Origin of the sequence: Arthrobacter sp. E44 (assembly GCF_041877125.1) — a bacterium.
GTDB lineage: Bacteria > Actinomycetota > Actinomycetes > Actinomycetales > Micrococcaceae > Arthrobacter.
Genome location: NZ_JBHDJA010000015.1, coordinates 61,197 through 86,415, shown reverse-complemented (window position 1 = coordinate 86,415; position 25,219 = coordinate 61,197). Strand labels below are relative to the sequence as shown.

Sequence of the window (25,219 nt, the reverse complement as noted above, 5' to 3'; positions counted from 1 at the left end):
GAAAGTTTTTCCATGACCACCCAGACTTCCTCCACTGACAAAAAGCGCATTCTTTCCGGCGCCAAGCCCACGGCTGATTCCCTTCACCTGGGCAACTACATCGGCGCTGTGCGCAACTGGGTGGACATGCAGGCGGAGTACGACGCCGTCTTCTTCATCCCTGACCTGCATGCCATCACGGTGGACTTCGACCCGGCCGAACTGGCAAAGCGCACCCGCATCGTCGCAGCCCAGTACATCGCCGCCGGAATTGACCCGGACAAGAGCATTTTCTTCGTCCAGTCCCACGTTCCCGAGCACGCACAGCTTGCCTGGGCACTGAACTGCATCACCGGTTTCGGCGAGGCCTCCCGGATGACGCAGTTCAAGGACAAAACCCAGAAGTCCGGTGCAGATTCGGCAACCCTGGGCCTGTTCGCCTACCCCACACTGATGGCCGCGGACATCCTGCTGTACCAGAGCGACCTGGTGCCCGTGGGCGAGGACCAGCGCCAGCACCTTGAACTGACCCGGAACCTGGCGCAGCGGTTCAACACCCGGTTCGGGCACACGTTCACCGTCCCCGAGGCCACGATCGTCAAGGAAAGCGCCAAGATCTACGACCTCCAGAATCCCAGCGCCAAGATGTCCAAGACGGGGGAGTCCCCCAACGGTGCCATCCAGCTGTTGGAGGATCCCAAGATCGCGGCCAAGCGCATCAAGTCGGCCGTGACCGACGCCGGAACGGACATCCGCTTCGATCCTGAGGAGAAGCCCGGGGTGTCCAACCTGCTGACCATCTACTCCTCCCTGACGGGCAAGTCCGTGGCGGACCTCGAAGCCGAGTACCAGGGGAAGATGTACGGCCACCTCAAAGTGGACCTCGCGGAGGTGGTGGTGGACTTCATCACCCCGCTCCGCAACCGGACCAACGAGCTGATGGCCGACCCCGCGGAACTCGACCGGCTGCTGGCCCTTGGTGCGGAACGGGCCAGGGAGATCGCCTCGGTCACGCTGGGCCAGGTGTATCAGCGCATGGGCTTCCTGCCGTCCCTCAGCCTCGCAGGAGTCCGCTAGCACCATGTCTTCGAGAAACGTCACCGCCAGGGGAGGTGCCTGCGCCGCCGGACAGGTGGAGCAGTCCCTGGCCGACCGGTTCGGAGACCAATCCAGCAGGAATGCGGCTGCGGAGCATGAAGCACGGAGTGAAGAAATCAGCGTGGGCGTCATCCTGGGGTTCCCGGCTGAGATAGCAGGGGAACTGCAGCGCTGGCGCGCGTCCTTCGGTGACCCCATGGCCGATGTGGTGCCGGCGCACATCACCCTGGTCACCACCACCCCCACGCGGGACTGGGAAGCCACGCGCCGGCATGTACGTGAGGTTGCCCGGCGCCAGAGTCCGTTCAAGGTCACCATCGCCGGGACGGGGACCTTCCGGCCCGTTTCGCCCGTCGTCTTCATCAACGTTGAGGACGGGTTCGATGACTGCGTGGACCTGCACCGCAAGCTTCAGCAGGGCCCGCTCCATCGCGAACTGCCTTTTGCCTACCATCCCCACGTCACCATCGCCCACGACGTCGCCCCGGAAAGCCTGGATGAGGCCGAAACGGTGCTAAAGAACTACAGGGCCACCTTCCCCGTGGTTAGCATGGGACTCTATGAGCATGATGCCGACGGCATCTGGCAGCTACGGGAAGAGCTGGACTTTGGGACCGAAACTGACAACCGCGGCAGCACCGGCCTTCCGGATGCTGCCGCGGACGCCCCCACCGAAGCAGAATAGCCAGCAGCCGCTGCCTACCGAGCTTGACCGGTTGAAGCTGGCGGTCATCGAAAAACGGATGGAGTGGAACCGGGCGCGCAAGTCCGGAGGGAAGTTCGCAGCGCTGATGGCTCTCGGGCAGTGGTTCACCGCCCGCCTGAACGTCCTGCGTCCCATGAGGGCCTTCCGGCATTACACCCTCCATTACGGGCCGTTGATGAGCGCCGGCATCGGCTTCAACATGTTTTTCTCCATCACCGGCCTACTGGCCACCGGCTTTTCCATTGCCGGCCTGGTGCTGAGCGGCCAACCGGCCCTGCTCGACACCATCGTCAGCAGCGTGGCCGCCAGCGCCCCCGGCCTCCTCAAAATCAACGGCGGCCAGGGCCTTGTGGACCCCAAGGACCTGCTGGATCCCAGCGGCCTTGGCTGGACTGCAGTAATCGGTGCCGTGGTCACCGTGGTCACCTCACTCGGCTGGATCAACGGTATGCGCGACGGCCTCCGGGGCGTACTGCAGCTGCCGCCGCTGATGGTCAATCCCATACTGCTGAAGCTGCGCGACGCCGGAATCCTGCTGCTGCTGGGCCTGTCCCTGGTGATCAGCGCGGCCGCTTCGCTGGTCTTCGGCACGGCAGCCGGATGGGTTTCCAACTTCCTGCACCTCGCTGACGCCTTGGCCGGGCCCCTCACCACGTCCGTGAAGATCATTGTGCCGCTGGTCCTCAACTGGGTCACGGCGCTGATCATGTTCCGGCTGGCCGCAGGCCTGAAGCTGTCCCGGCGCGCTTTGCTTGAAAGCACCATCCTCGCGGCCCTGGGCACCACCATCCTGCAGATCTTCAGCACTGAGCTGTTGGGCGGTGCCGGCCGCAACCCCCTCCTGGCCTCGTTTGCCGTCATCATCGGGCTTTTGATCTGGTTCAACCTGGTCAGTCAGGTCTACCTCGTCTCGGCGGGGTGGGCCGCCGTCCGCGAGGCGGACCTGGAGTCCGGCGGCACTCCCCGCAAGACCATCCTCGGTGCAAAGCGCGCCACACCCCAGACCTGACACTGCCCGGCAGGCTGCACGCCACGCCACCTTTCACGGTCAGGGAGCCGGCACCAGCCCCTCCCAGGCCACTGTCCAGCCCGGTGGAAAACCGGGTGCATGCCCCTCCGGGCCGTGGTCCCAGCCAGCGGCCATCAGCGCGGCCGCGGCAAGCAGACCGCCGTTGCCCGGAAGGTACAAGGGCAGGGAGTCCGTTTGGCGGTTGTGCCCGTTCGGCAGGACCGTGTTCTTGCCGGCGTCCTGCAGGAGCGCGTCCACGGCGGCCTCCGGGTCACCCAGCCGCGCGGCCGTCATGGCCATCACCGGGTAGTCCCAGCCCCACGTGCTGCCCCAGTCCCAGTCGGCCAGGACGTCATCCAGCGTTGCCCGCATGGTTGCTTCATCAATCAGTCCCGTCAGCGGCAGGACGCCGAGGGCGCAGAGCATGGAGGGATGGTCCGTCCTGATGGTGAATGGTTCCACGTCCATGGCTGCGTAGACACCGTTGACCACTCGCGGGCGCACCAACCCGTCGGCCACCGCCTGCCAGGCATGAACAGGTTCCAGGCCCAGCCGTTCCCGCCACGCGGCGGCGGTCCGGAGGCCCCACTGCCAGTAGGCAAGTTCGAAGGTGGGATTCATGACCTTGGCCCGCATGGACCCATAGCTCTCCTGCGCGGGGATGAGCGGCGGACCAAGTTCGAAACCGCGCGGCGTGGGGTGGGCGAAGCTGGCCATGAACTCCGCGGACTCGAACACGATGTCCGCGAACTCCTCCAGCACCTCGCGGCCGGGGTTGGCCCGATACGCCAGTTCCGCCAGGTGGATGGGATGTGGTTGCTGCCAAATCAGGAACGTCCCGATCGGGCTGGGGCTCTCCCTTCCATCCGGACCTACCTGCTTTGGCCAGCGGGCGCCGTCGAACCCCTGCGCCCGTGCCGTCTGCCGGGACGACTCCAGCACCGTTGTATACCAGCGCAGGGAGGGGAGGAGCAGTTCCGCGCGGTTCCAGTGCGCAAAATGGGCGGCGTGCCACCAATGCATCTCCAGGTGGAAACGTCCCCGCCACGAGTTGCACACCAGGCCCGTTTCCTGCGGCGGCAGCGATCCGGAGCAGTTGACGGCGGTCAGGTACTGGGAGAGGACGATGCGTCGTTCCAGCTCCTTCGCCCTCGCGTCCGGAGTGGCGGCCAGTTCGATGGCACCTCCGGAGCGCCAGAACCTGGGCCAGTGCTCCATTGAGGCAGCCGCAACGTTGCTGCCGGGCTGGCTTCCGCCAGGAGGCTGAGGGGCGTCAGGGGAAGGCCCGACGGCGGAACGAGGCTCGCTGCCTGCGCACGCCTTGCCTGCCACCTGGGAAAGGCCGGCGCCGCCCCTGGGGATGCAGTCACCATCGCCTCCGGACACGAAGGCAACGGACAGGTCCAGGACGTCCGGCCCGGAATGCGTGTCCAGGCAGATGCGTACCGAGTGCGCTCCAGCCTGCTCCACAACAAGGCCGTGCCCGCTGACCACCACCTGGTACCGCGAGTTGTCCAGTGCGCGGTCCACAGTCCAGCTGGGTGCCCCCGGGTGGAGCTCGGCGGGGTGGGGTCCGTGAAGACTGGTGGCATGGGCGGCTGACTGGCCCCAGTCGGCAGCATCGTGCCAGGCCTCTGACCCGTACGGGAAGTCGATGGCAATCACCAGGCCCTCCCGGAGCGCCCGGGACTCCACACGGATCCCGAGCTCATCGCGGTGGGGGTGGCAGGCCGTGGTGACCTGCACTGGGTGGCCGGCAATGGTGAAGGAGCTGGCGACAACACCAGTCCACAGATCCAGTGTCTGGCCGCTGTCGGAGAGTTCCGCGGAATTGATGAGTCGGCTGGCCCCGTCCTGCAGCAGCTGAAAACCGACGCGTCCCAGGTCAAGGCGGTGCGGATTTGCCCGCAGCCAGGTTTCCGCAGCGGAGGTGCCCGTCTCGCGGTCATTGACAATGTCTCCCACCATGTCCACGTAAGGGACAGGTCCCCGTGGTGATTCATAGAGGACGGTCGACCCTGCCAGGGTGTACCGGTCGCCGCCGGGCGTGGAGTGCCAGCCCCAATTCGACTGCGTCCCCAGCAGGGTTCCGGGCGGGAGTTTTTCCTGGCGCGGCCCCACCGGATACTCTGCCGGCAGGGTCTGCAGCCCGGTGAGGTCAATGGTGAAAGCGAACTCGCCGTTGCCTACGGATACGGGGCTTCGGGTATCAAGCCTGCACTGCCGGACGTTATGGCGCTGCACCAGCGCCTTCCGGTCGATAGCGCCGGATGGCCGTTGTGCCTGGGTCATGGCCTGCTGCCCTGCGGTGCTGCTGCGGCTGTGCATGGTGGACGCCCTCCTGACGGGAATCTGTTGCCGGCGCCGCGAATTTTCCGGACGCACGGATAGCTGGCCTCTGCGACTGAAGAGCGGCGGAGGATGAAGAAAGCGGTTTCTGGCGGTTCTATCTTTTGCTGGTTCGAGGATGCTGTCAAGGCGCGTGGCGCAAGGCACTGCGTTCGAAACTATCGGCGCGCGGGAAGGCCTGAGTGGGTAATCGTTGGCCTATTGACGACCGCCATACCAATTGATACGTTTCACGAAACCGCTTTCTCGTCACCCGCACTTACGGAAGAAGCCTGCCCAATGACGCGTCACGCTGCCCGGAGAATCCGCCAATCCCTTGCCGTCCTGTCGGCCGCAGCCCTTCTGGCCGTGACTACCGGCTGTTCCAGTCCATCCTCCAACAAGGCTGAGGAGGGGCCCGTCGAAATCCGGTTCTCCTGGTGGGGCAATGCCGGCCGCGCCGAGCTGACCAACAAGGCGATTGCGGAGTTTGAAGCCGCCAACCCCAACATCAAGGTCAAGCCGGAATACGGCGACATCAGCGGCTACTTCGACAAGCTGGCAACCCAGGTGGCCGCCAATGACGCTCCGGACGTCATCACCATGGGCGGCGCCTACCCCGCCGAGTACGCCAACCGCGGGGCGCTGCTGGACCTGACCAAGGTGCAGGGCTCCCTGGACCTGTCCAGGATCGACCAGGGTGCGCTGGAAAACGGACAGGTCAAAGGCAAGCAGTACGGTGTCTCCACAGGTGCCAACGCCCTGGCCATCGTGGTCAATCCCGCTGTCTTCTCGGCGGCAGGTGTGCCTTTGCCGGATGACAGCAGCTGGAGCTGGGATGACTTCGCCAGGATCGCCGGCGACATCACGGCCAAGAGCCCCAAGGGGACGTACGGGACGGCCACGGTCCTCACCCATGACTCGTTGGATGCCTTCGCCCGCCAGCGCGGCAAATCCCTCTACACCCAGGACGGCCAGTTGGGGCTGGACAAGCAGACGGTGCAGGACTACTTCGATTATTCGCTGAAGCTCAGCGAATCCGGAGCCGCTCCAAGTGCGTCGGAAACGGTGGAGAAGCTCAACGTCAGCACGGAGCAGACCCTGATGGGCATGGGCAAGGCGGGGATGATGCTCACGTGGAGCAATTCACTGACCGCCCTCAGCAAGGCCTCCGGCGCGGACCTGAAACTGCTCAAGCTCCCCGGCGAAAAACCCACCCCGGGAATCTGGCTCCAGTCCTCGCAGTTCTACACCATCTCGGCCCGCAGCAAGCACACGGACGCCGCCGCAAAGCTTGTGAACTTCCTGGTCAATAACCAGGCCGCGGCCAAGATCATCCAGAGCGACAGGGGCATCCCCGGCAACTCCGAGATGCGCGCCGCCATCCAGGACCTGCTCACACCGCAAGGCAAGGTGGAAGCGGAGTACATCAACCAAATCGGCAAGATGGACTTCGCCCCCACTTACATCGGCCCCACCGGTTCCACCGCCGTTTCCGAAATCACCGCCCGGATCAACACCGAAGTCCTGTTCAAACGGCTGGCTCCGGAGAAGGCCGCCGAGCAGTGGCTCAGCGAGAGCGAGGCAGCGATCGGCAAGTAGTTACCCGCGGGGGGGCGGGCAGGGCGTCAGGCTGACGCGGCGTCGAGGTACTGGTCGGCCCACGCTGCGATGATGCGCGCAGCACGGGCAGCCTGGCCCTTCCCCGTCAGCAGGTGGTCGCTGCCCTCAAGGGACACAAAATTCCGCGGGTGCCTGGCGGTCTGGAAGATGGTGCTGGCGTTCTCGATCCCCACAGTGTTGTCGGTGGGGGAGTGCAGCACCATCAGTGGCTTGTGCAGCTGCTTGATGCAGTCCGTCAGGTCCGCATTTTCCAGATCCTCCACGAAGTGCCGTCGGATCTCCACCCGCTTGCCGCCGAGGTCCACCTCGGCGCTGCCCTCGCTGAGGATCCTGTCCAATGCAGCATCGAAGACGTGCGCCACGTGCTTGGGGGAGAAGGGCGCACCCACTGTGGCAACGGCGTCGAGTTCCGGAATGTCCCGCGCCGCAGCAAGCACTGCTGCACCGCCAAACGAGTGTCCCACCAGCAGGGAAATCTCCTTCCCCTCGCTGCGCATGAACTCTGCCGCCTTCACCGTGTCGGCTACCTTGTGGCTGAAGGAACCTGCGGACCATTCACCGGCGGAGCCGCCCAGGCCCAGGTTGTCGAAGCGCAGCATCCCGATGCCGCTGTCCGCCAGCGCCTTGCACATGCGGGCTGCGGAGGGGCTGTCCTTGCCCAGGGTGAACCCGTGCGAGAAGACGCCCCAGCCCTTGACGGGACCTTCCGGGACGTCGATGATGCCGGACAGCAGCTCGCCTGTGGAACCGGCGAAGGTGACTTTTTCGGAGCGGGACAAAAGGGGACCCTTTCTGTGGGCGGACAGCTTGCTCTATCAGGTTTGGTCCCCAAACCCCAGGTTTAGCGACCAAAGCTGATAGAGCATCCGGGTGCTTAGGTGCTGGAACGACGACGGCGCCGCCACCACACGTGGTGAGCGACGCCGTCGGCCGTTATCCAGGTTGTTGAACGCGGTTAGATCCTGCGGGCCAGGATGGCCTGCTTCACTTCCGCGATGGCCTGGGTGACCTGGATGCCTCGGGGGCAGGCCTCCGAGCAGTTGAAGGTGGTGCGGCAGCGCCACACGCCTTCCTTGTCATTGAGGATCTCAAGGCGCATGTCGCCGGCATCATCACGGGAGTCGAAGATGAAGCGGTGCGCGTTGACGATCGCTGCCGGGCCGAAGTACTGGCCATCGGTCCAGAACACCGGGCAGGAGGACGTGCACGCGGCACACAGGATGCACTTGGTGGTGTCGTCAAAGCGCTCACGGTCCTCAGCGGACTGCAGGCGTTCCCGGGTGGGCTCGTGGCCCTTGTTGATCAGGAAGGGCATGACTTCGCGGTACGACTGGAAGAAGGGTTCCATGTCCACGATGAGGTCCTTCTCCACCGGCAGGCCCTTGATGGGTTCCACCGTGATGGGCTTGGACGTGTCCAGGTCCTTGAGCAGCGTCTTGCAGGCAAGGCGGTTGCGGCCGTTGATGCGCATGGCGTCGGAGCCGCACACGCCGTGGGCGCAGGAGCGGCGGAAGGACAACGTGCCGTCCATTTCCCACTTCACCTTGTGCAGGGCGTCCAGGACACGGTCGGTGCCGTACATGGTCAGGTGGAAGTCATCCCAGGTGGCTTCCTCGGAAACCTCCGGGTTGTACCGGCGGACGCGCATGTGGACGTCGAACGTGGGGATTTCCCCGCCTCCGCCAACGCCGGCAGGAAGTTCAACCTTTGAGGCTGGCTCAGCGATTTCAGCGGTCATCTTAGTACTTCCTCACCATCGGCTCGTAGCGGGTAAAGACAACCGGCTTGGTGGCGAGGCGGATACCGGCGATTGATTCCGCCGATCCGTCAGCCGGCGCGTGGTCATCCTTGTACGCCATGGAGTGCTTCATGAATTTCTCGTCGTCACGCTCGGGGAAGTCCTCGCGGAAGTGTCCGCCGCGGGATTCCTCGCGGTGCAGGGCGGCCACGGTCATCACCTTGGCCAGTTCCAGCAGGAAGCCGAGCTCAACGGCCTCGAGCAGGTCCAGGTTGAAACGCTTGCCCTTGTCCTGGACGTTGATGCGCTTGTAGCGCTCCTCGAAGGAAGCAATGTCGCGCAGCACCTGGTTCAGGGTGTCCGCGGTGCGGAACACCTGCATGTTGGCGTCCATCGTGTCCTGCAGTTCCTTGCGGATCTGCGCCACCTTCTCGTCGCCGGTGCCGTTGCGGGCGATGTCCAGCAGGTCGGTGGTGTAGGCCAGCGGGTTCTCCGGCAGTTCCACGAACTGCGCGGTCTTGGCGTACTCGGCAGCGGCGATGCCGGCCCGCTTGCCGAACACGTTGATGTCCAGCAGCGAGTTGGTGCCCAGGCGGTTGGAACCGTGGACGGACACGCAGGCCACTTCACCGGCGGCGTAGAGGCCGGGGACCACGGTGTCGTTGTCCTGCAGGACCTCGGTCTGGATGTTCGTGGGGATGCCGCCCATGGCGTAGTGCGCGGTGGGGAACACCGGTACCGGCTCCGTGTACGGTTCCACGCCCAGGTAGGTGCGGGCGAACTCAGTGATGTCCGGAAGCTTGGCATCGATGTGCGCAGGCTCCAGGTGGGTCAGGTCCAGGAGGACGTAGTCCTTGTTCGGGCCGCAGCCGCGGCCTTCGCGCACCTCGTTGGCCATGGAACGGGCCACGATGTCACGCGGCGCGAGGTCCTTGATGGTGGGGGCGTAGCGCTCCATGAAGCGCTCACCCTCGGAGTTGCGGAGGATGGCACCTTCACCGCGGGCGGCCTCGGAGAGGAGGATGCCCAGGCCCGCGAGGCCTGTCGGGTGGAACTGGAAGAACTCCATGTCCTCCAGCGGGATGCCGCGGCGGAACGCGATGCCCATGCCGTCACCGGTGAGGGTGTGTGCATTCGAGGTGGTCTTGAAGACCTTGCCGGCGCCGCCGGAGGCGAACACCACGGACTTGGCCTGGAAGACGTGCAGTTCACCGGATGCCAGGTCGTAGGAGACGACGCCGGCAACGCGCTTCTGCTTGTAGGGGGTGCCGTCTGCGCGCACGGCGTCCTCTTCAACCGTCAGCAGGTCCAGGACGTAGTACTCGTTGTAGAACTCAACGTTGTGCTTGACGCAGTTTTGGTACAGGGTCTGCAGGATCATGTGGCCGGTGCGGTCCGCGGCGTAGCATGCGCGGCGGACCGGTGCCTTGCCGTGGTCCCGGGTGTGGCCGCCAAAGCGGCGCTGGTCGATCCGGCCTTCAGGCGTGCGGTTGAAGGGCAAGCCCATCTTTTCCAGGTCCAGCACGGCGTCAATGGCTTCCTTGGCCATGACCTCGGCTGCGTCCTGGTCAACCAGGTAGTCGCCGCCCTTGACGGTGTCGAAGGTGTGCCATTCCCAGTTGTCTTCCTCGACGTTGGCAAGGGCGGCACACATGCCACCCTGTGCCGCACCCGTGTGCGAGCGGGTGGGGTAGAGCTTGGTCAGTACTGCTGTGCGCGCGCGCTGACCGGATTCGATCGCGGCGCGCATGCCAGCGCCACCGGCACCGACGATGACGACGTCGTACTTATGGACCTGCATACCAGATGCTCTTTCTCTCAAAATTCGCTATGAAACAACGGGGCGGCTTTGCCTGCTCCGCAAAACGGGGCCCGCGGAAAAGCCCGCGGGCCCCGGGGTTGTGCCAGTGCTAGGCAGGGCAGAAACCGCCCGGAAGGGCAACGCCGTTCACCACAGGGCACGGGTTGAACGTGAAGATCACCAGGGTGCCCAGGAGGATGATGACCACGGCCGCTGCGTAGAGCACGGTCTTCAGCCAGCGGCGGGTGGAGGTCTTCTCGGCGTAGTCGTTGATGATGGTCCGCACGCCGTTGGTGCCGTGCAGCATGGCCAGCCACAGCATGGCCAGGTCCCAGAACTGCCAGAACGGGTCCGCCCACTTGCCGGCCACGAAGCCGAAGTCGATGGCGTGGATGCCTTCGCCGACCATGAGGTTCACGAACAGGTGGCCGAAGATGAGGACCACCAGCACCACGCCGGAAAGGCGCATGAACAGCCAGGCGATCATCTCGAAGTTGCCCTTGGAGCCGCCGCTGCGGCGGTACTGGGGGGCGATCCGCCCGCTGCGGGGGCTCTCGATGGTTGCAGTCATGGCTTAGAGACCTCCGAGGGCGAGGGACAGGTGGCGGATGGAGAAGGCAACCATGGTCACGACCCACAGGGCCAGGACTGCCCACAGCATCTGCCGCTGGTACTTGGCGCCCTTCTTCCAGAAGTCGACGGCAATGATCCGCAGGCCGTTGAAGGCGTGGAAAACGATGGCGGCAACGAGGCCGGTCTCGCCCAGCGCCATCAGGGGGTTCTTGTAGGCGCCGATCACGGCGGTGTAGGCCTCCGGTGACACACGCACCAAGGAGGTGTCCAGGACGTGGACCAACAAGAAGAAAAAGATCACTACACCGGTAATGCGGTGTCCTACCCAGGACCACATGCCTTCACGGCCGCGGTACAAGGTGCCAGCTGGTTTTGTCGGCACTGATAAACCTCCCTGCAACACAGCGGCGCTGGCATGAGATCCATGCGGGGGGAACGCCTGCTGCGAGAGCACTCGTAGCTCAGGCCTAAATCTAGGCTCCGCTAACAGCTTATTCAATTTAGGCGTTTATTGGTGCCCAGTGCTGGTGCGGATTTTCGGGCGAAATGAGACTAACGCCACATGCTTGCGGGCTTTTTGGGAAGTGGTTGGCGGGGGAGTGCGGCAAAATGCGGGACCATTGCGTTGCCGCAGGAGCCGTCTGCGGCCCTTCGGCTAAAGTAGCCGTGATGAGTACAGACAAAGTGACAAGCCCGGTTTCACCCCTTGACCGCTTCATTGCGGTGATTCCGGCAGGCGGAGTGGGGACCCGCCTCTGGCCACTGTCACGAGCAGCAGCTCCCAAGTTCCTTCACGATCTCACCGGATCGGGCAGCACCTTGCTGCGCGCCACCTATGACCGGCTGCAGCCACTGGCAGGCAACCGGATGCTGGTGGTCACTGGCAAGGCCCACCGTGAAGCCGTGTGCCGGCAGCTCCCGGAAGTCAACGACGGCGACCTCGTCCTTGAGTCGGAGCCCAAGGACTCGGGTGCGGCCATCGGCCTCGCGGCGGCAATCCTGCATGAACGCGATCCCGACACCATCATGGGTTCCTTCGCCGCCGACCAGGTGATCAGCCCGGACCACCTGTTCCAGCAGGCCGTCCGCGAGGCAATCCACACGGCCGCCGCGGGCAAGATCGTGACCATCGGCATCAAGCCCACCCACCCGTCCACCGGCTTCGGCTACATCCGTTCCGGCAAGGCGCTGAACATCGAAGGCGCTCCCAGCGCCCATGACGTGGTGGAGTTCGTCGAGAAGCCGGACGAAATGGTGGCCCAGCAGTACGTGGACAGCGGTGACTACGTATGGAACGCCGGAATGTTCGTGGCGCCCGTGTCCCTGATGCTCAAGCACCTCGAGGCCAACCAGCCGGAGCTGTTCCAGGGCCTGCAGGAAATCGCCCGGGCGTGGGACACCCCGCAGCGCGACGAGGTCACCGCGCGCGTCTGGCCAACCCTGCCGAAAATCGCCATTGACTACGCAGTGGCCGAGCCCGCCGCCGAAGCCGGGGACGTCGCCGTCGTGCCTGGTACCTTCCGCTGGGACGACGTTGGCGACTTCGCCTCCGTGGGCCGGCTTAACAGTGCCAAGGAAGTGGACGACGTCACCGTCCTGGGCGAAGGTGCCCGCGTGTTCACCGAGAACTCAAGCGGCGTCGTGGTCACCGACACCAAGCGCGTCATCGCCCTGATCGGGATCCAGGACGTCGTCGTCGTCGATACCCCCGACGCCCTGCTGGTGACCACCATGGCCAACTCGCAGCGCGTAAAAGCAGCCGTGGATGCCCTCAAGGCAAGCGGGGACACGGACGTTCTCTGACCTGGGAACCTGCCGGCACCTCTGGGTGCCGGCAGGTTCCGGATGTAATGCGGCGTCAGTGAATGGGTGCTTAAGCCTCTACCGTCGCTAGAGTGAAGCAGTGCGCAATTACACGACTGAAGCCGAGCCCACCGCCCTGGTGGCTCCGTGGCTCGAACCGCTCCTGCCGGAACTGATCGAATTCCGCCGGGACCTCCATGCGCACCCGGAACTGTCCTTCAAGGAGTTCCGTACCACCGACAAGCTTGCCGAGCGGCTCGAAGCCGCCGGGCTGAGCCCTCGCCGCCTTGAAGGCACCGGACTGACGGTGGACGTGGGCGAAGGCCCCATCGCCACCGCCCTGCGCGGCGATATCGATGCCCTGCCCATCATCGAGGAAACGGGCCTGCCGTTCGCGTCGAAGAACCACGGCGTCACCCACGCCTGCGGCCACGACGTCCACACCACCACCATGCTGGGCATAGCCCTGGTCCTGAACCGGATGCACCAGGAAACACCCCTCGGCGCCACCGTCCGGATCATCTTCCAGCCCGCGGAAGAGACCATGCCCGGCGGCGCGCACTCCTGCATTGAGCAGGGCGTCCTGGAAGGCGTGCCCCGGATTCTGGCGCTGCACTGCGACCCCCGGATCGAAGTGGGCAAGGTGGGAACCCGGATCGGTGCCATCACGTCTGCCTCCGACACGATCCGTATTGAACTTTCCGGACGCGGGGGCCACACGTCGCGCCCCCACCTCACCGAGGACCTGGTGTTCGCACTGGCCCAGATCGCGGTCAATGTCCCGGCCGTGCTGTCCCGCCGCGTGGACGTGCGCAGCGGCGTGTCCGTGGTGTGGGGGCAGATCACCGCGGGCTCGGCGCCGAACGCCATCCCGGGTGCGGGCTACATGGCCGGCACCATGCGCTGCCTGGACCGGGAAGCCTGGCACGCCGCCGGCGAGCTCCTTGACGAGGTAGTCCACCAGGTGGCGGCACCCTACGGGGTGGACGTGCACCTGGAGCACACCAGGGGAGTGCCGCCGGTGGTGAACTCCGAACACGAGACGGCCTTGATCGAGGCCGCTGCCCGCGCCGAGATCGGCGAAAGCGCCGTGGTGCTCACCCCGCAGTCCATGGGCGGCGAGGACTTTGCCTGGTTCCTGGCCGAGCTTCCCGGGGCGATGATGCGCCTTGGCACCAAGACGCCCGGCGGCGAGGACTACGACCTGCACCGTGGCGACTACATCCTGGACGAACGTTCCCTGGGCCTGGGCATCCGGGTGCTGACCGCGGCGGCCCTGCGGACCATCCGGGACCTCGAGCAGCCCGCCATCCCCTAGCACCACCCGCCCTGCGCCGGCCTGCCACAAGAAGGTGCGGACCGCCGTCGGGAAAGCACGACGGCGGTCCACGCCCAGCCGCCCGCACCCGGGTAAGTTGTGCACAACTAAGTTGTGCGCTACCGTGGTGGTATGACCGAAGCGCCCCGCCTGGACCGGCAAGTATGTTTTGCGTTGTACTCAGCATCCCGGGCCGCCACCGCGGTCTACCGGCCGGTCCTCGACCAACTGGGACTTACCTACCCGCAGTACCTGGTGATGCTGGTGCTGTGGGAAAGCGAACCACGGGGCGTGAAGGAACTCGGCGGGGAACTCGGCCTGGACTCAGGCACGCTGTCCCCGCTGCTCAAGCGCCTGGAAGCGCTCGGGCTCGTGGAGCGCCGGCGGTCCGGCGAGGATGAGCGCCGCGTCGCCATCCACCTGACGCCCGCCGGGCGAAGCCTCAGCGGGCCGGCCAGCGCCATCCCGCAGCGGCTGGCCGACGCCGCAGGGCTGTCCCTGGACGAACTTGAACAACTGCGGGCCACCCTGGGCAAGCTCACGGCCGCGCTGCATCAGTCGCTCTGAGCGCTCAATCCTGCACCATCCCACCAACAGGACGGACATCTTTCGTGAAGACTCTCTACACCGCCGAGGCACTTGCCTCCGGCGAAGGGCGCGACGGCACCGCGCGCAGCAACGACGGCCGGTTGGCAGTGGACCTGGCCAGCCCCGTCGAACTGGGCGGCAACGGCCAGGGCACCAATCCCGAACAGCTCTTCGCCGCCGGATACGCCGCCTGCTTCCACTCAGCCCTGCGCCTGGTGGGCCGCAAGGCGGGTGCCGACCTGACGGACTCGGCAGTGGCAGCGAAGATCCACCTGGGACAACTGGACGGTGGAGCCGGCTTCGGGCTGGCCGCCGAACTGGAAATCGCCCTCCCCGCCCTCGACCTCGCCACCGCGGAGGACCTGGTGGCCAAGGCCCACCAGGTCTGCCCCTATTCGAACGCCACCCGCGGCAACATCAACGTCGACCTCAAGATCCTGGAGTACGCAGCATGAGCACAGCCCTGGCAACCACCACCCGTGAAATCCGGCTCGCCTCGCGCCCTGTCGGGCGTCCCACCGGCGACAATTTCGAACTGGCAGAGGCACCGCTGCCCGCACTTGAAGACGGCCAGGTCCTGGTACGCAACCTCTTCATGTCGGTAGACCCGTACATGCGCGGCCGGATGAACGACGTCAAGTCTTACTCCGCACCCTTCGCCGTCGGCAAGGCGCTCGACGGCGGCGCGGTGGGTGAGGTGGTCGCATCCCGTTCGTCGGCACACAAGGAGGGCGACGTCGTCGTCCATTCCCTGGGCTGGCGCGAGTACGCCGTGGTGGACGGCAGCGCTGCCACCCCGGCCCGCACCGACCTGGCACCTGCTTCCGCCTTTCTCGGCGCCCTGGGCATGACCGGGCTCACGGCCTACACCGGACTGTTGAAGGTTGCGGAGTTCAAGCCCGGGGACGTTGTCTTCGTCTCGGGGGCGGCCGGCGCGGTCGGCTCCCTGGTGGGCCAGATCGCCAAAGCCATGGGCGCCTCCCGGGTCATCGGCTCTGCCGGGTCCCCGGCCAAGGTGGCGCGCCTCCTCGAACTCGGCTTCGACGCCGCCTTCGATTACCACGACGGTCCTGTGCTGGAGCAGCTGGAGAAGGCTGCCGGCCCGGCCGGCATCGACGTCTACTTCGACAACGTGGGCGGCGAACACCTTGAGGCCGCCCTGGCGGTCCTCAACGTGGGCGGCCGGGTGGCCATGTGCGGCGCCATCGCACAGTACAACTCCACCGAGCCCACCCCGGCACCGCACAACCTGATGCAGGCAATCGGCAAGCAGCTCACCTTGCGCGGATTCCTGGTAGGCGGGCAGCGCCAGCACGCCGCCGAGTTCGCGGAGAAAATGGCCGGCTGGCTGGCCGACGGCACCGTGCGCTACGACGAGACGATCGTCGATGGCCTCGAGAACGCGCCGCAGGCCTTCATGGACCTCCTGGACGGCGCAAACACCGGAAAAATGCTCGTCCGGCTCTAGGCGCCACCGGGCTATCCATCAGCAGTAGGGGCACCGCATCCAGCGGTGCCCCTACTGCTTGGTAACAACTTGTAAACAATCCTCCGGATGGGCTCCCGGCATGCTATGGGGACGTGGCGCAGGCCACTAAAGTGGGTGCCATCAGTGCGCTCCGGCGCAGTGCTGCGTGCCTTCAGTGAAAACAGAATTTCAGCGCCGAAACGGACACTCATTGAACTACAGCCCGTAGCGCCACTCGCATCATCCCTGGAGGAAAATTGAACAAATCACTGCGTGCCGTCTTCAAGCGCGGTTCAATGGCAGGCGTGGCCACCCTTGGTGCGTCCGCGCTTGTGCTCACTGCCTGCGGTGCCGCCCCCGAAGCCGGAAGCACCCCGTCAGCAGGGGCCAGCGACTACGTCGGCTGCATCGTGTCGGACTCCGGCGGATTCGACGACCAGTCCTTCAACCAGTCCTCCTACGAGGGCCTGAAGAAAGCGGAGAAGGACCTCGGCATCAAGGTCAACCAGATCGAGTCCAAGACCAACAACGACTTCGAACCCAACCTGCGCGCCATGGTCACGGCCGGCTGCAACCTCACCATCACCGTGGGCTTCCTGCTCGGTGACGCCACCAAGGCCCAGGCAACCGCCAACCCGGACAAGCACTTCGCCATCATCGACTTCGGCTACGACCAGCCCATCAGCAACGTCAAGCCGATCATCTATGACACCGCACAGGCCGCATTCCTGGCCGGCTACCTGGCAGCAGGAACCACCAAGACCGGCACCGTGGCCACCTTCGGCGGAATCAAGATCCCCACCGTGACCATCTTCATGGACGGTTACGCCGACGGCGTGAAGTACTACAACCAGCAGAAGGGCAAGAACGTCAAGCTGCTCGGCTGGAACAAGGACGCCCAGGACGGCAGCTTCACCGGCGACTTCGAAAAGCAGGACGTCGGCAAGCAGCTGACCAAGAACTTCCTGGACCAGGGCGCGGACATCGTCATGCCCGTGGCGGGCCCGGTGGGCAAGGGCGCGGGCGCCGCGCTGAACGAGGCCAAGGCCGCCGGCAAGGACGTCAAGCTCATCTGGGTTGACTCCGACGGCTACCTCACCGCCCCGGACTACAAGGGCATCATGCTCTCCTCCGTCATGAAGCAGATGGGCGAGGCCGTGGAAACCGTGGTCACCGAGGACAAGGACGGCAGGTTCAACAACACCCCGTACGTCGGCACCCTTGCCAACGACGGCGTGCAGCTGGCACCCTTCCACGACCTCGATTCCCAGGTCCCCGCGGAACTGAAGTCCGACCTCGAGACGATCAAGAAGGACATCGTGGCCGGCAAGCTGAAGGTTCAGTCCGCAGCAAGCCCCAAGGCCTGATCCACCACAGGAAGCGCCGCCGCCGGCCCCTCACCCACTGGCCGGGCGGTGGCGCTTTTTGCTGGCCGAACGTTTACCCCGCACGGCCGGCTCCTCCCGGGACTGCAGCCACTAGGCTGGTGCTGCAGCCAGATATCCCGTCCGGTCTGATCACCGGACGCTTCGAGATTGGTCAGAGTTTTGAAACTTGAGCTTCGAGGGATCACTAAACGCTTTGGCGCGCTGCTGGCCAACGATCACATCGATGTGGTGGTTGAGCCGGGACAGATCCACTGCCTCCTCGGCGAAAACGGGGCCGGCAAGTCCACCCTGATGAACGTGCTTTACGGGCTGTACGAGCCCACCGAGGGCGACATCCTCATCGATGACAAGCCGGTTGCCTTCCGCGGCCCGGGCGATGCCATGGCGGCGGGAATCGGCATGGTGCACCAGCACTTCATGCTGGTGCCGGTGTTCACCGTGGCGGAAAACGTGGCGCTGGGCGCCGAGCCCACCAAGGCCGCCGGCTTCCTCAACCTGGACCAGACCAGGCAGCGCATCAGGGAAATCTCGGACCAGTACGGCTTTGACGTTGACCCGGACGCCCTGGTGGAGGACCTGCCGGTGGGCGTGCAGCAAAGGGTCGAAATCATCAAAGCCCTGGTCCGCAACGCCAAGGTCCTCATCCTCGACGAACCCACGGCCGTCCTGACGCCGCAGGAGACCGACGAACTCCTGGACATCATGCGCCAGCTCAAGTCGCGCGGCACTTCCATCGTGTTCATTTCGCACAAGCTGCGCGAGGTCAAGGAAGTTTCGGACACCATCACTGTTATCCGGCGCGGCAAGGTGGTGGGCACCGCCGATCCTGCCGCTTCCACCACCGAGCTTGCCTCGATGATGGTGGGCCGGGCGGTCAGCCTGAATTTGGACAAGGCCCCCGCCCAGCCCAAGGAAACCACGTTCGAAGTCACCGACCTCACCGTCGTCGCGCCCAACGGCCAGCACGTGGTGGACCACCTCAGCTTCCACATCAAGCGCGGGGAGATCCTGGCTATCGCCGGGGTGCAGGGCAACGGGCAGACCGAACTCACCGAAGCGATCCTGGGCCTGCAGGACCGGGTTATCGGCTCCATCGTCCTGGACGGCAAGGAACTGGTGGGCCGGTCCGTCAAGGAAGTCCTCGACGCGGGCGTCGGCTTTGTTCCGGAAGACCGCAAAGTGGACGGGCTGGTGGGCACCTTCTCCGTGGCCGAGAACCTGATCCTGGACCTTTATGACAAGCCGCCGTTCGCCAAGGGGATCAGCATGAGCCCGGCGAAGATCATGGAAAACGCCAAGGCACGCATCGGTGAATTCGATGTGCGGACGCCCTCGGCTGCAGCTGCCGCCGGAACACTTTCCGGCGGCAACCAGCAAAAGCTCGTGATGGCCCGCGAACTCTCCCGTCCCTTGCGCCTGTTCATCGCCTCCCAGCCCACCCGCGGCGTGGACGTGGGTTCCATCGAGTTCCTGCACCGGCGGATTGTGGCAGAGCGCGACCAGGGAACCCCGGTGATGATTATTTCCACCGAACTGGACGAAGTCATGGAGCTGGCCGACCGGATCGCAGTGCTCTACAAGGGCAGGCTGGTGGGCACCGTTCCGGGCGGGACCAGCCGGGACGTCCTGGGTCTCATGATGGCGGGCATACCGCCGGAAGAGCACGCACCGCAGCACGCACACACCCCGCAGGCCGGTACCCCGGCCCCCACCTCCAACGCCGAGGGAGCCGACCATGCCTGACCAGCCTTCCCCCAAACATGCCCAAGAGAACCAGCATGCTGAAAACCAGTCGGTTGAAGAAAACCCTGGTGCTGACAAGCGCCGGCACGCGGCCGACACCCCGGAGGCTACCGTGCCTCCGGCCGCCGAGGAAACCGCAGCGGTGGTAGCCGTCGACACTGCCGGCGGAGCCATGCAGCCTTCCGCGGTTCCGGCCACGGCCCAAAGCGGACAGTTGCCGGGTGGCCCCGATACCGTGCTGCGCCGGATCTTTACCGGGAGCGGCGTGGTCTCGGTCCTGGCGGTGCTGCTGGCGCTGATCATCGGCGGCCTGCTCATCGCAAGCACGGACAAGCAGGTGGCCGCCACCTCCAGCTACTTCTTTGCCAGGCCCACGGACATGCTGACGGCGGTATGGAATGCCGCCACCCGGTCCTACATCGCACTGTTCCAAGGATCGGTGTTCAACCCCCGGGGCAACGGCCTGGCCGCGCAGTTCGCCCCCTTCATGGAAACCCTCACCATCGCCACGCCGCTGATCACTGCCGGCCTGGGCGTGGCGCTGGCATTCCGGGCTGGCCTGTTCAACATCGGTGCGCAGGGCCAGATCATCGTGGCAGGCATCCTGGCGGCCTGGGTGGGCTTCGCACTGCACCTGCCGGTTGGCCTGCATCTGCTGCTGGTGCTCGTGGCCGGCATCGTCGGCGGTGCCCTCTGGGCCGGACTGGTGGGCCTGCTCAAGGCCCGGACCGGAGCCCATGAAGTCATCCTGACCATCATGTTCAACTACATTGCGCTCTACTTCCTGCGCTACCTGCTGAACACCCCGGCGTTCCAGCGTCCGGGGGAGTCCAACCCCATTTCACCCATCCTGGACCCCAGTGCTGTATACCCGCAGATCCTGGGCAGCCAGTACCGGCTGCACCTGGGCTTCCTCCTGGCGATCGCCGCCACCTTTGTGGTGTGGTGGCTCCTGAACCGGTCCACGGTGGGCTTCGAGTTCCGGGCCGTGGGCGCCAACCCCAAGGCTGCGCAGACCGCCGGCATCAACGTCTCCCGCTCCACCATCCTGGTCATGGCCATCGCAGGCGGCCTCGCCGGCATGTCCGGCGTGGCGCAGGTTGCCGGCACCGAAAAGGTGCTCACCGACGGCGTGGCCGCCACGTACGGGTTTGACGCCATCACGGTTGCCCTGCTGGGGCGTTCGACGCCGTGGGGCACCTTCGCCGCCGGCCTGCTGTTCGGCGCTTTCCGCGCCGGAGCGGTCCAGATGCAGATCCAGACCGGCACCCCCATCGACATCGTCCTGGTGGTCCAGTCCCTGATTGTCCTTTTCATCGCCGCACCGCCGCTGGTCCGGGCCGTCTTCGGCCTGAACCCCAGGCGCAGGAAGCCCGCGCGCACAGCCAAGTCCGGGCAGGCAGCCACAACCGGAGGTGCCGCATGAGCACAACACTTTCATCGTCCAGGTCCGGCAACCCCCAGCCCGGCGGCTCCGCGGCCGACACCCGCTCCGCGGCGCCTTCGGGCAAACCGGCCACCTGGAAAACCCCGGTCCTGCTCGCCGTGTTCGCGTTGATCTCCCTGGTGTTTTTCGGCCTCCTGGCCCCCAACCAGACGGCAAGTTTCGGCATCTCCACCGAGGGTGATTTCTTCCAGCTCCCGGCACTGGAAATCAACGCCTTTGCCGGCGGCATCACGCTGTCGGTACTCCTTGTTGCACTGGCCGGTTACGCCGTCTATTTGAAGACAAGGAACCAGGCGGTTCCCGGCTGGCTCCCCGTCACGTTCATCGTGGTCTTCGTGGCCGCGTTCCTTATCTGGGTAGTGGGCGGCGCCCGCACTCCCGCCATCTCATTGGCGGGTCTCATCGCCGGGTCGGTCACGCTTGCCGTCCCGCTCGTGTTCGGTTCACTTTCCGGTGTCCTGTGCGAGCGCGCTGGAGTGGTGAACATCGCCATCGAAGGGCAGCTCCTTGGCGGGGCCTTCACCGCGGCCATTGTTGCCAGCATGACCAGGAGCGCTTTGGTCGGGCTGCTGGCGGCCGCTATAGCGGGCGCGGTGGTGTCCATGGTCCTGGCGCTGTTCAGCATCAAGTACCTGGTTAACCAGATCATTGTCGGAGTCGTCCTGAATGTGCTGGTCTCCGGCGTGACCGGCTTCCTCTTCAGCACCGTGATGCAGGCCAACAAGGCCCAGTTCAACTCGCCGCCCGGCCTGGACGTCATCGACATCCCCGTGCTCTCCAGCATCCCGATCATCGGGCCCATCCTGTTCCGGCAGTCGCTGGTGGGATACCTCATGTACGTCGCTGTCGCGGTGGTCTGGGTGGGCCTGTTCAAGACCAGGTGGGGCCTGCGTGTCCGCGCAGTGGGTGAGCACCCCCAGGCGGCGGACACCTTGGGCATCAACGTCAACGCCACCCGGTTCTGGAACGTCACACTGGGCGGTGCTGTAGCCGGCATCGGCGGCTCGTTCTTCACCCTTGTTGCCATCGACAGCTTCACCAAGGAAATCTCCGGAGGCCGCGGATTCATTGCCCTGGCCGCCCTGATCTTCGGACGCTGGAACCCTGTGGGTGCCTTCTTCGCGGCACTCCTGTTCGGATTCGCCGATAACCTCCAGAGCATTGTCACCATCATCGGTACGCCCGTGCCCAGCCAGTTCATGGCCATGCTGCCCTACCTGGTAACCGTGCTCGCCGTCGCCGGCCTGGTGGGTCGTTCCAGGCCGCCCGCGGCCGACGGCATCCCCTACGTCAAGGGATGACCGCCATGGAAAATGCACAGTTGGACAACGCACAGGCCGTGGACTGGGCAGCCCTCGAAACCGCGGCCGTCGCAGCCATGAAGAATGCGTACGCCCCATACTCAAAGTTTCCCGTGGGCGCCGCGGCGCTCACCGGGGACGGCAGGATCGTCAGCGGCTGCAATGTGGAGAATGCCAGCTATGGGCTGACGCTTTGCGCCGAATGTGCCCTGGTGGGAAACCTGCAGATGACCGGTGGCGGGCTGCTGCGGGCGTTCTACTGCGTCGACGGGGCGGGAAACATCCTTATGCCCTGTGGCCGCTGCCGCCAGTTGCTGTACGAATTCCGTGCCCCGGAAATGCAGCTCATGACTACCCAAGGCATCAAGACCATGGACCAGGTGCTGCCCGACGCCTTTGGTCCTGAACATCTGGAGGAGACCCGGTGACCGAGAACCAAACACCGAACAGTACCGCCGAAGCGTTCGACGCCGTCGACATCATCCGCACCAAGCGGGACAAAGGGACGCTGAGCCCCGAACAGATCGACTGGACCATCGACGCGTACACCCGCGGGGCCATCGCCGACGAGCAGATGGCGGCCCTGAACATGGCCATTCTGCTCAACGGCATGGACCGGACCGAAATTGCCCGCTGGACGGCGGCCATGATCGCCTCCGGTGAGCGGATGGATTTCTCCAGCCTCCGACGTCCCGACGGCGGCTTGAAGTACACCACGGACAAGCATTCCACGGGCGGGGTGGGGGACAAGATCACCCTGCCGCTGGCCCCGCTGGTGGCGGTATTCGGCGTCGCCGTTCCCCAGCTGTCCGGCCGGGGCCTGGGGCACACCGGAGGCACCCTGGACAAGCTGGAGTCAATCCCCGGCTGGCGGGCCAACCTCAGCAACGACGAGATCCTGGCCCAACTCCAGGACGTTGGCGCAGTGATCTGCGCCGCCGGCGCCGGGCTTGCCCCCGCCGACAAGAAGCTGTACGCGCTCCGGGACGTCACCGGCACAGTGGAGGCCATCCCGCTGATCGCGTCATCGATCATGAGCAAGAAGATCGCAGAGGGCACCGGCTCGCTGGTCCTGGACGTCAAGGTGGGCAGCGGGGCGTTCATGAAAGACCAAGCGACAGCCCGCGAACTCGCCGAAACCATGGTGGCGCTGGGCAAGGACGCAGGAGTCAACACTGTTGCGCTGCTGACCAACATGGACACCCCGCTGGGCCTTACCGCCGGCAATGCCATCGAGGTCGAGGAATCGCTGGAGGTCCTGGCGGGCGGCGGTCCTGATGACGTGGTGGAGCTGACTGTGCGGCTCGCCGAAGAAATGCTCGCCGCGGCAGGAGTCCGCGACGCCGATCCCGCTGCCGCGCTGAAGGACGGCCGGGCCATGGACGTCTGGAACCGGATGATCTCCGCCCAGGGCGGCGACCCACAGGCAGCGCTGCCAAAGGCCAGGGAATCCGACGTCGTATACGCCCCCGCCGACGGGGTGCTGGTTGAACTGGACGCGCTCGCCGTTGGCGTGGCCGCGTGGCGCCTGGGTGCCGGCCGTGCACGGAAGGAGGACCCCGTCCAGGCCGGGGCGGGGGTGCGCATGCACGCCAAGCCCGGTGCCACAGTCCGGGCCGGGGAACCGCTGATGACACTGCTCACCGATACCCCGGAGCGGTTCGCCCGTGCCCGCGAAGCCCTGGAGCACGCCGTGGTTATTGCTCCGGAAGGTTCACGGCCTGCCCAGCAGCTCATCATCGACCGCATAGCATAGTGACCAATGCAGGCCATCAATGACTTCATCCTCGCCGCAGCCGGACAGCCGTGGGTGCTGGTCCTGGTGCTGGCCTGCTGCATCATCGACGGCTTCTTTCCGCCGGTCCCCAGCGAGTCGGTGGTGGTGGGCCTCGCGGCGGTGGCGGCCACCGCCGATGTTCCCAATCCGTTGCTCCTGGCCCTGGTGGCTGCAGCCGGGGCCTTCTCCGGCGACAATATCGCCTACCTCCTGGGCCGCCGCGTGGGTACCACGCGATGGGGGTGGATGCGCGGGCCGCGGATGCAAAGCGCGTTCCGCTGGGCAGGCCGTGAGCTGCGGAAGCGGCCGGCGTCACTGATCCTCGTGGCACGCTTTGTGCCGATCGGCAGGGTGGCCGTCAACCTGACCGCCGGGGTCACACGCTATCCCCACCTGCGGTTCGTGGGCCTGACCGTCCTGTCCGCCAGCCTGTGGGCCGGCTACTCGGTGGCGATCGGGCTTTTCTTTGGCCAGTGGTTTGAGGACAACCACCTCCTGGGTGCAGCAATCGCCATCGTCTGCGCCGTGGCGCTGGGCATCGTGGTGGACCTGGTGATCAACAAATTCCGGGGCAAGCCCAACGTGGTGGAACGGATCCGGGAACCTGGGGCCTGACCGGCGCGTTTAGTGGGTAATTCCGGGCATCAGGGCGTAGCGGAAACCCCCGGCGCGTGGGACACTTAGGAACGATTTCCGCATTTGGCTGCGGCACACTGGCCGTGTCATTTTTCATACAGGAGCAACACCGCGTGGAGTTTATTAATGAGGCCGTGCTCCATGCAGCGGGCCAGTGGTGGATCTACCCCGTCCTGCTGGTGTTCTTCTTTGTGGACGGGTTCGCCATGGTGGTCCCCAGCGAGACCCTCATTGTGGCGCTTGCCGCTTTCTCGCGGCACAGCGGCGAACCCAATCTCTGGATCCTCGGCGTCACGGCGCTGGTAGGCGCTATTGCCGGTGACAACATGGCCTACATGCTCGGCCGCAAGATCGGCCTGGAGCGGTGGGGATGGATGCGTCGGCCCAAGGTCCGGAAAGTCTTTGCCTGGGCACGCTATGAACTGGAGAAGCGCGGGGCCGTGCTGATCTTCACCGCCCGCTACATCCCCTGGGGCCGGGTGGCCGTCAACTACGTTGCCGGCAGCACGGGTTTCTCGCACCGCAGGTTCTTCGTATTCGACGCCTTCGCCTGCCTGACCTGGGTGGGTTACTCCCTTGGCATCGGCCTGCTGGCCAGCTCCTTCCCGTGGCTGCACCACAACCCGTTGCTCAGCGCGGGCATCGCGGTGGTGTTCGCCATCGTCCTGGGCGTTGTCATCGACCACCTGCTGCGCTGGTGGCACAAACGGCTGGGCCGCGATGATACGCCGGATCCGGACGGCTGGACCGAAGGATCCTCCGACTCCGGCCACGAGGGGCGCCCCGGCACCCAGGCCTTCGTGGTGCCGTCGGCAGAGGCCGGTCCCGTCGCGAAGTAGCAGGCGGCCCCGGCCGCCCGCGGATGGCTGGCTTTGACCCGCTGGCTTTGAACTCC

General features: G+C 65.5%; 23 protein-coding genes. 17 read left to right on the top strand and 6 right to left on the bottom strand.

What is annotated here, in order from left to right; genetic code table 11:
* Positions 1-12 precede the first annotated feature (12 nt).
* Genes trpS through ACETK3_RS14385 form a run of 3 tightly spaced genes read left to right on the top strand, consistent with a single transcriptional unit; the run spans position 13 to position 2,792 of the window.
* The gene (gene trpS / locus ACETK3_RS14395; protein WP_236821587.1) at positions 13-1,056 is read left to right on the top strand and encodes a tryptophan--tRNA ligase; all 1,044 of its coding nucleotides are present in this window, start codon (positions 13-15) and stop codon (positions 1,054-1,056) included.
* Positions 1,057-1,060: 4 nt separating this feature from the next.
* On the top strand, positions 1,061-1,762 hold the full coding sequence (locus ACETK3_RS14390; RefSeq protein ID WP_237430107.1) for a 2'-5' RNA ligase family protein: 702 nt from the start codon (positions 1,061-1,063) through the stop codon (positions 1,760-1,762).
* Between the two features lie 58 nt (positions 1,763-1,820).
* Positions 1,821-2,792 carry a YihY/virulence factor BrkB family protein gene (locus ACETK3_RS14385; RefSeq protein ID WP_237430478.1) on the top strand — a complete coding sequence of 324 codons (972 nt, stop codon included), beginning with the start codon at positions 1,821-1,823 and terminating at the stop codon, positions 2,790-2,792.
* Between the two features lie 39 nt (positions 2,793-2,831).
* Here ACETK3_RS14385 and ACETK3_RS14380 read toward each other — a convergent pair whose 3' ends face one another.
* Complete coding sequence (locus ACETK3_RS14380) at positions 2,832-5,120, bottom strand: hypothetical protein (protein WP_237430108.1); 2,289 nt, start codon at positions 5,118-5,120, stop codon at positions 2,832-2,834.
* Between the two features lie 300 nt (positions 5,121-5,420).
* On the opposite strand from ACETK3_RS14380, the gene ACETK3_RS14375 reads away from it, so the two are divergent.
* Positions 5,421-6,722: an ABC transporter substrate-binding protein gene (locus tag ACETK3_RS14375; RefSeq protein ID WP_237430109.1), complete on the top strand. Its 1,302-nt coding sequence runs from the start codon at positions 5,421-5,423 to the stop codon at positions 6,720-6,722.
* A gap of 26 nt (positions 6,723-6,748) precedes the next feature.
* Here ACETK3_RS14375 and ACETK3_RS14370 read toward each other — a convergent pair whose 3' ends face one another.
* The 5 genes from ACETK3_RS14370 to sdhC all read right to left on the bottom strand — a co-directional run bounded on the left by ACETK3_RS14370 (position 6,749) and on the right by sdhC (position 11,237).
* Positions 6,749-7,522: a carboxylesterase gene (locus ACETK3_RS14370; RefSeq protein ID WP_236801529.1), complete on the bottom strand. Its 774-nt coding sequence runs from the start codon at positions 7,520-7,522 to the stop codon at positions 6,749-6,751.
* Positions 7,523-7,698: 176 nt separating this feature from the next.
* Positions 7,699-8,481 (bottom strand): succinate dehydrogenase iron-sulfur subunit, encoded by a 783-nt coding sequence (locus ACETK3_RS14365; protein WP_142130712.1) that lies wholly within the window; start codon positions 8,479-8,481, stop codon positions 7,699-7,701.
* 1 nt (position 8,482) lies between these two features.
* Complete coding sequence (gene sdhA, locus ACETK3_RS14360) at positions 8,483-10,282, bottom strand: succinate dehydrogenase flavoprotein subunit (RefSeq protein ID WP_236801530.1); 1,800 nt, start codon at positions 10,280-10,282, stop codon at positions 8,483-8,485.
* A gap of 109 nt (positions 10,283-10,391) precedes the next feature.
* On the bottom strand, positions 10,392-10,853 hold the full coding sequence (locus ACETK3_RS14355) for a succinate dehydrogenase hydrophobic membrane anchor subunit (RefSeq protein WP_142130710.1): 462 nt from the start codon (positions 10,851-10,853) through the stop codon (positions 10,392-10,394).
* A gap of 3 nt (positions 10,854-10,856) precedes the next feature.
* Positions 10,857-11,237 carry a succinate dehydrogenase, cytochrome b556 subunit gene (sdhC, locus tag ACETK3_RS14350; RefSeq protein ID WP_373993101.1) on the bottom strand — a complete coding sequence of 127 codons (381 nt, stop codon included), beginning with the start codon at positions 11,235-11,237 and terminating at the stop codon, positions 10,857-10,859.
* 287 nt (positions 11,238-11,524) lie between these two features.
* Between sdhC and ACETK3_RS14345 the strand changes: the two genes are divergently transcribed.
* The 13 genes from ACETK3_RS14345 (at position 11,525) to ACETK3_RS14285 (ending at position 25,163) form a co-directional block, all read left to right on the top strand.
* Positions 11,525-12,658, top strand: coding sequence for a mannose-1-phosphate guanylyltransferase (locus ACETK3_RS14345; RefSeq protein WP_237430110.1), 1,134 nt, complete (start codon positions 11,525-11,527; stop codon positions 12,656-12,658).
* Positions 12,659-12,758: 100 nt separating this feature from the next.
* Positions 12,759-13,976 (top strand): amidohydrolase, encoded by a 1,218-nt coding sequence (locus ACETK3_RS14340; RefSeq protein WP_236821592.1) that lies wholly within the window; start codon positions 12,759-12,761, stop codon positions 13,974-13,976.
* A gap of 132 nt (positions 13,977-14,108) precedes the next feature.
* Positions 14,109-14,543 carry a MarR family winged helix-turn-helix transcriptional regulator gene (locus tag ACETK3_RS14335; RefSeq protein WP_236821593.1) on the top strand — a complete coding sequence of 145 codons (435 nt, stop codon included), beginning with the start codon at positions 14,109-14,111 and terminating at the stop codon, positions 14,541-14,543.
* Between the two features lie 44 nt (positions 14,544-14,587).
* Positions 14,588-15,019, top strand: coding sequence for an organic hydroperoxide resistance protein (locus tag ACETK3_RS14330; protein ID WP_142130706.1), 432 nt, complete (start codon positions 14,588-14,590; stop codon positions 15,017-15,019).
* Positions 15,016-16,032: an NADP-dependent oxidoreductase gene (locus ACETK3_RS14325; RefSeq protein WP_237430111.1), complete on the top strand. Its 1,017-nt coding sequence runs from the start codon at positions 15,016-15,018 to the stop codon at positions 16,030-16,032. The genes ACETK3_RS14330 and ACETK3_RS14325 overlap by 4 nt, the downstream gene beginning before the upstream one ends.
* Before the next feature lie 296 nt (positions 16,033-16,328).
* Positions 16,329-17,399, top strand: coding sequence for a BMP family protein (locus ACETK3_RS14320; RefSeq protein ID WP_237430480.1), 1,071 nt, complete (start codon positions 16,329-16,331; stop codon positions 17,397-17,399).
* A 180-nt stretch (positions 17,400-17,579) separates the two neighbouring features.
* Positions 17,580-19,163 (top strand): ABC transporter ATP-binding protein, encoded by a 1,584-nt coding sequence (locus tag ACETK3_RS14315; RefSeq protein WP_237430112.1) that lies wholly within the window; start codon positions 17,580-17,582, stop codon positions 19,161-19,163.
* The gene (locus ACETK3_RS14310; RefSeq protein WP_236801536.1) at positions 19,156-20,589 is read left to right on the top strand and encodes an ABC transporter permease; all 1,434 of its coding nucleotides are present in this window, start codon (positions 19,156-19,158) and stop codon (positions 20,587-20,589) included. Before ACETK3_RS14315 ends, ACETK3_RS14310 begins: the two co-directional genes overlap by 8 nt.
* The gene (locus tag ACETK3_RS14305) at positions 20,586-21,911 is read left to right on the top strand and encodes an ABC transporter permease (RefSeq protein ID WP_236801537.1); all 1,326 of its coding nucleotides are present in this window, start codon (positions 20,586-20,588) and stop codon (positions 21,909-21,911) included. The genes ACETK3_RS14310 and ACETK3_RS14305 overlap by 4 nt, the downstream gene beginning before the upstream one ends.
* 5 nt (positions 21,912-21,916) lie before the next feature.
* Positions 21,917-22,339: a cytidine deaminase gene (locus ACETK3_RS14300; protein ID WP_373993100.1), complete on the top strand. Its 423-nt coding sequence runs from the start codon at positions 21,917-21,919 to the stop codon at positions 22,337-22,339.
* A complete protein-coding gene (locus tag ACETK3_RS14295) occupies positions 22,336-23,667 on the top strand; it encodes a thymidine phosphorylase (RefSeq protein ID WP_373993099.1) in 1,332 nt (443 codons plus the stop codon). The genes ACETK3_RS14300 and ACETK3_RS14295 overlap by 4 nt, the downstream gene beginning before the upstream one ends.
* A 6-nt stretch (positions 23,668-23,673) precedes the next feature.
* A complete protein-coding gene (locus tag ACETK3_RS14290; protein WP_236801541.1) occupies positions 23,674-24,303 on the top strand; it encodes a DedA family protein in 630 nt (209 codons plus the stop codon).
* Between the two features lie 134 nt (positions 24,304-24,437).
* Positions 24,438-25,163 (top strand): DedA family protein, encoded by a 726-nt coding sequence (locus ACETK3_RS14285; RefSeq protein ID WP_373993098.1) that lies wholly within the window; start codon positions 24,438-24,440, stop codon positions 25,161-25,163.
* The last annotated feature ends 56 nt before the right edge of the window (positions 25,164-25,219 follow it).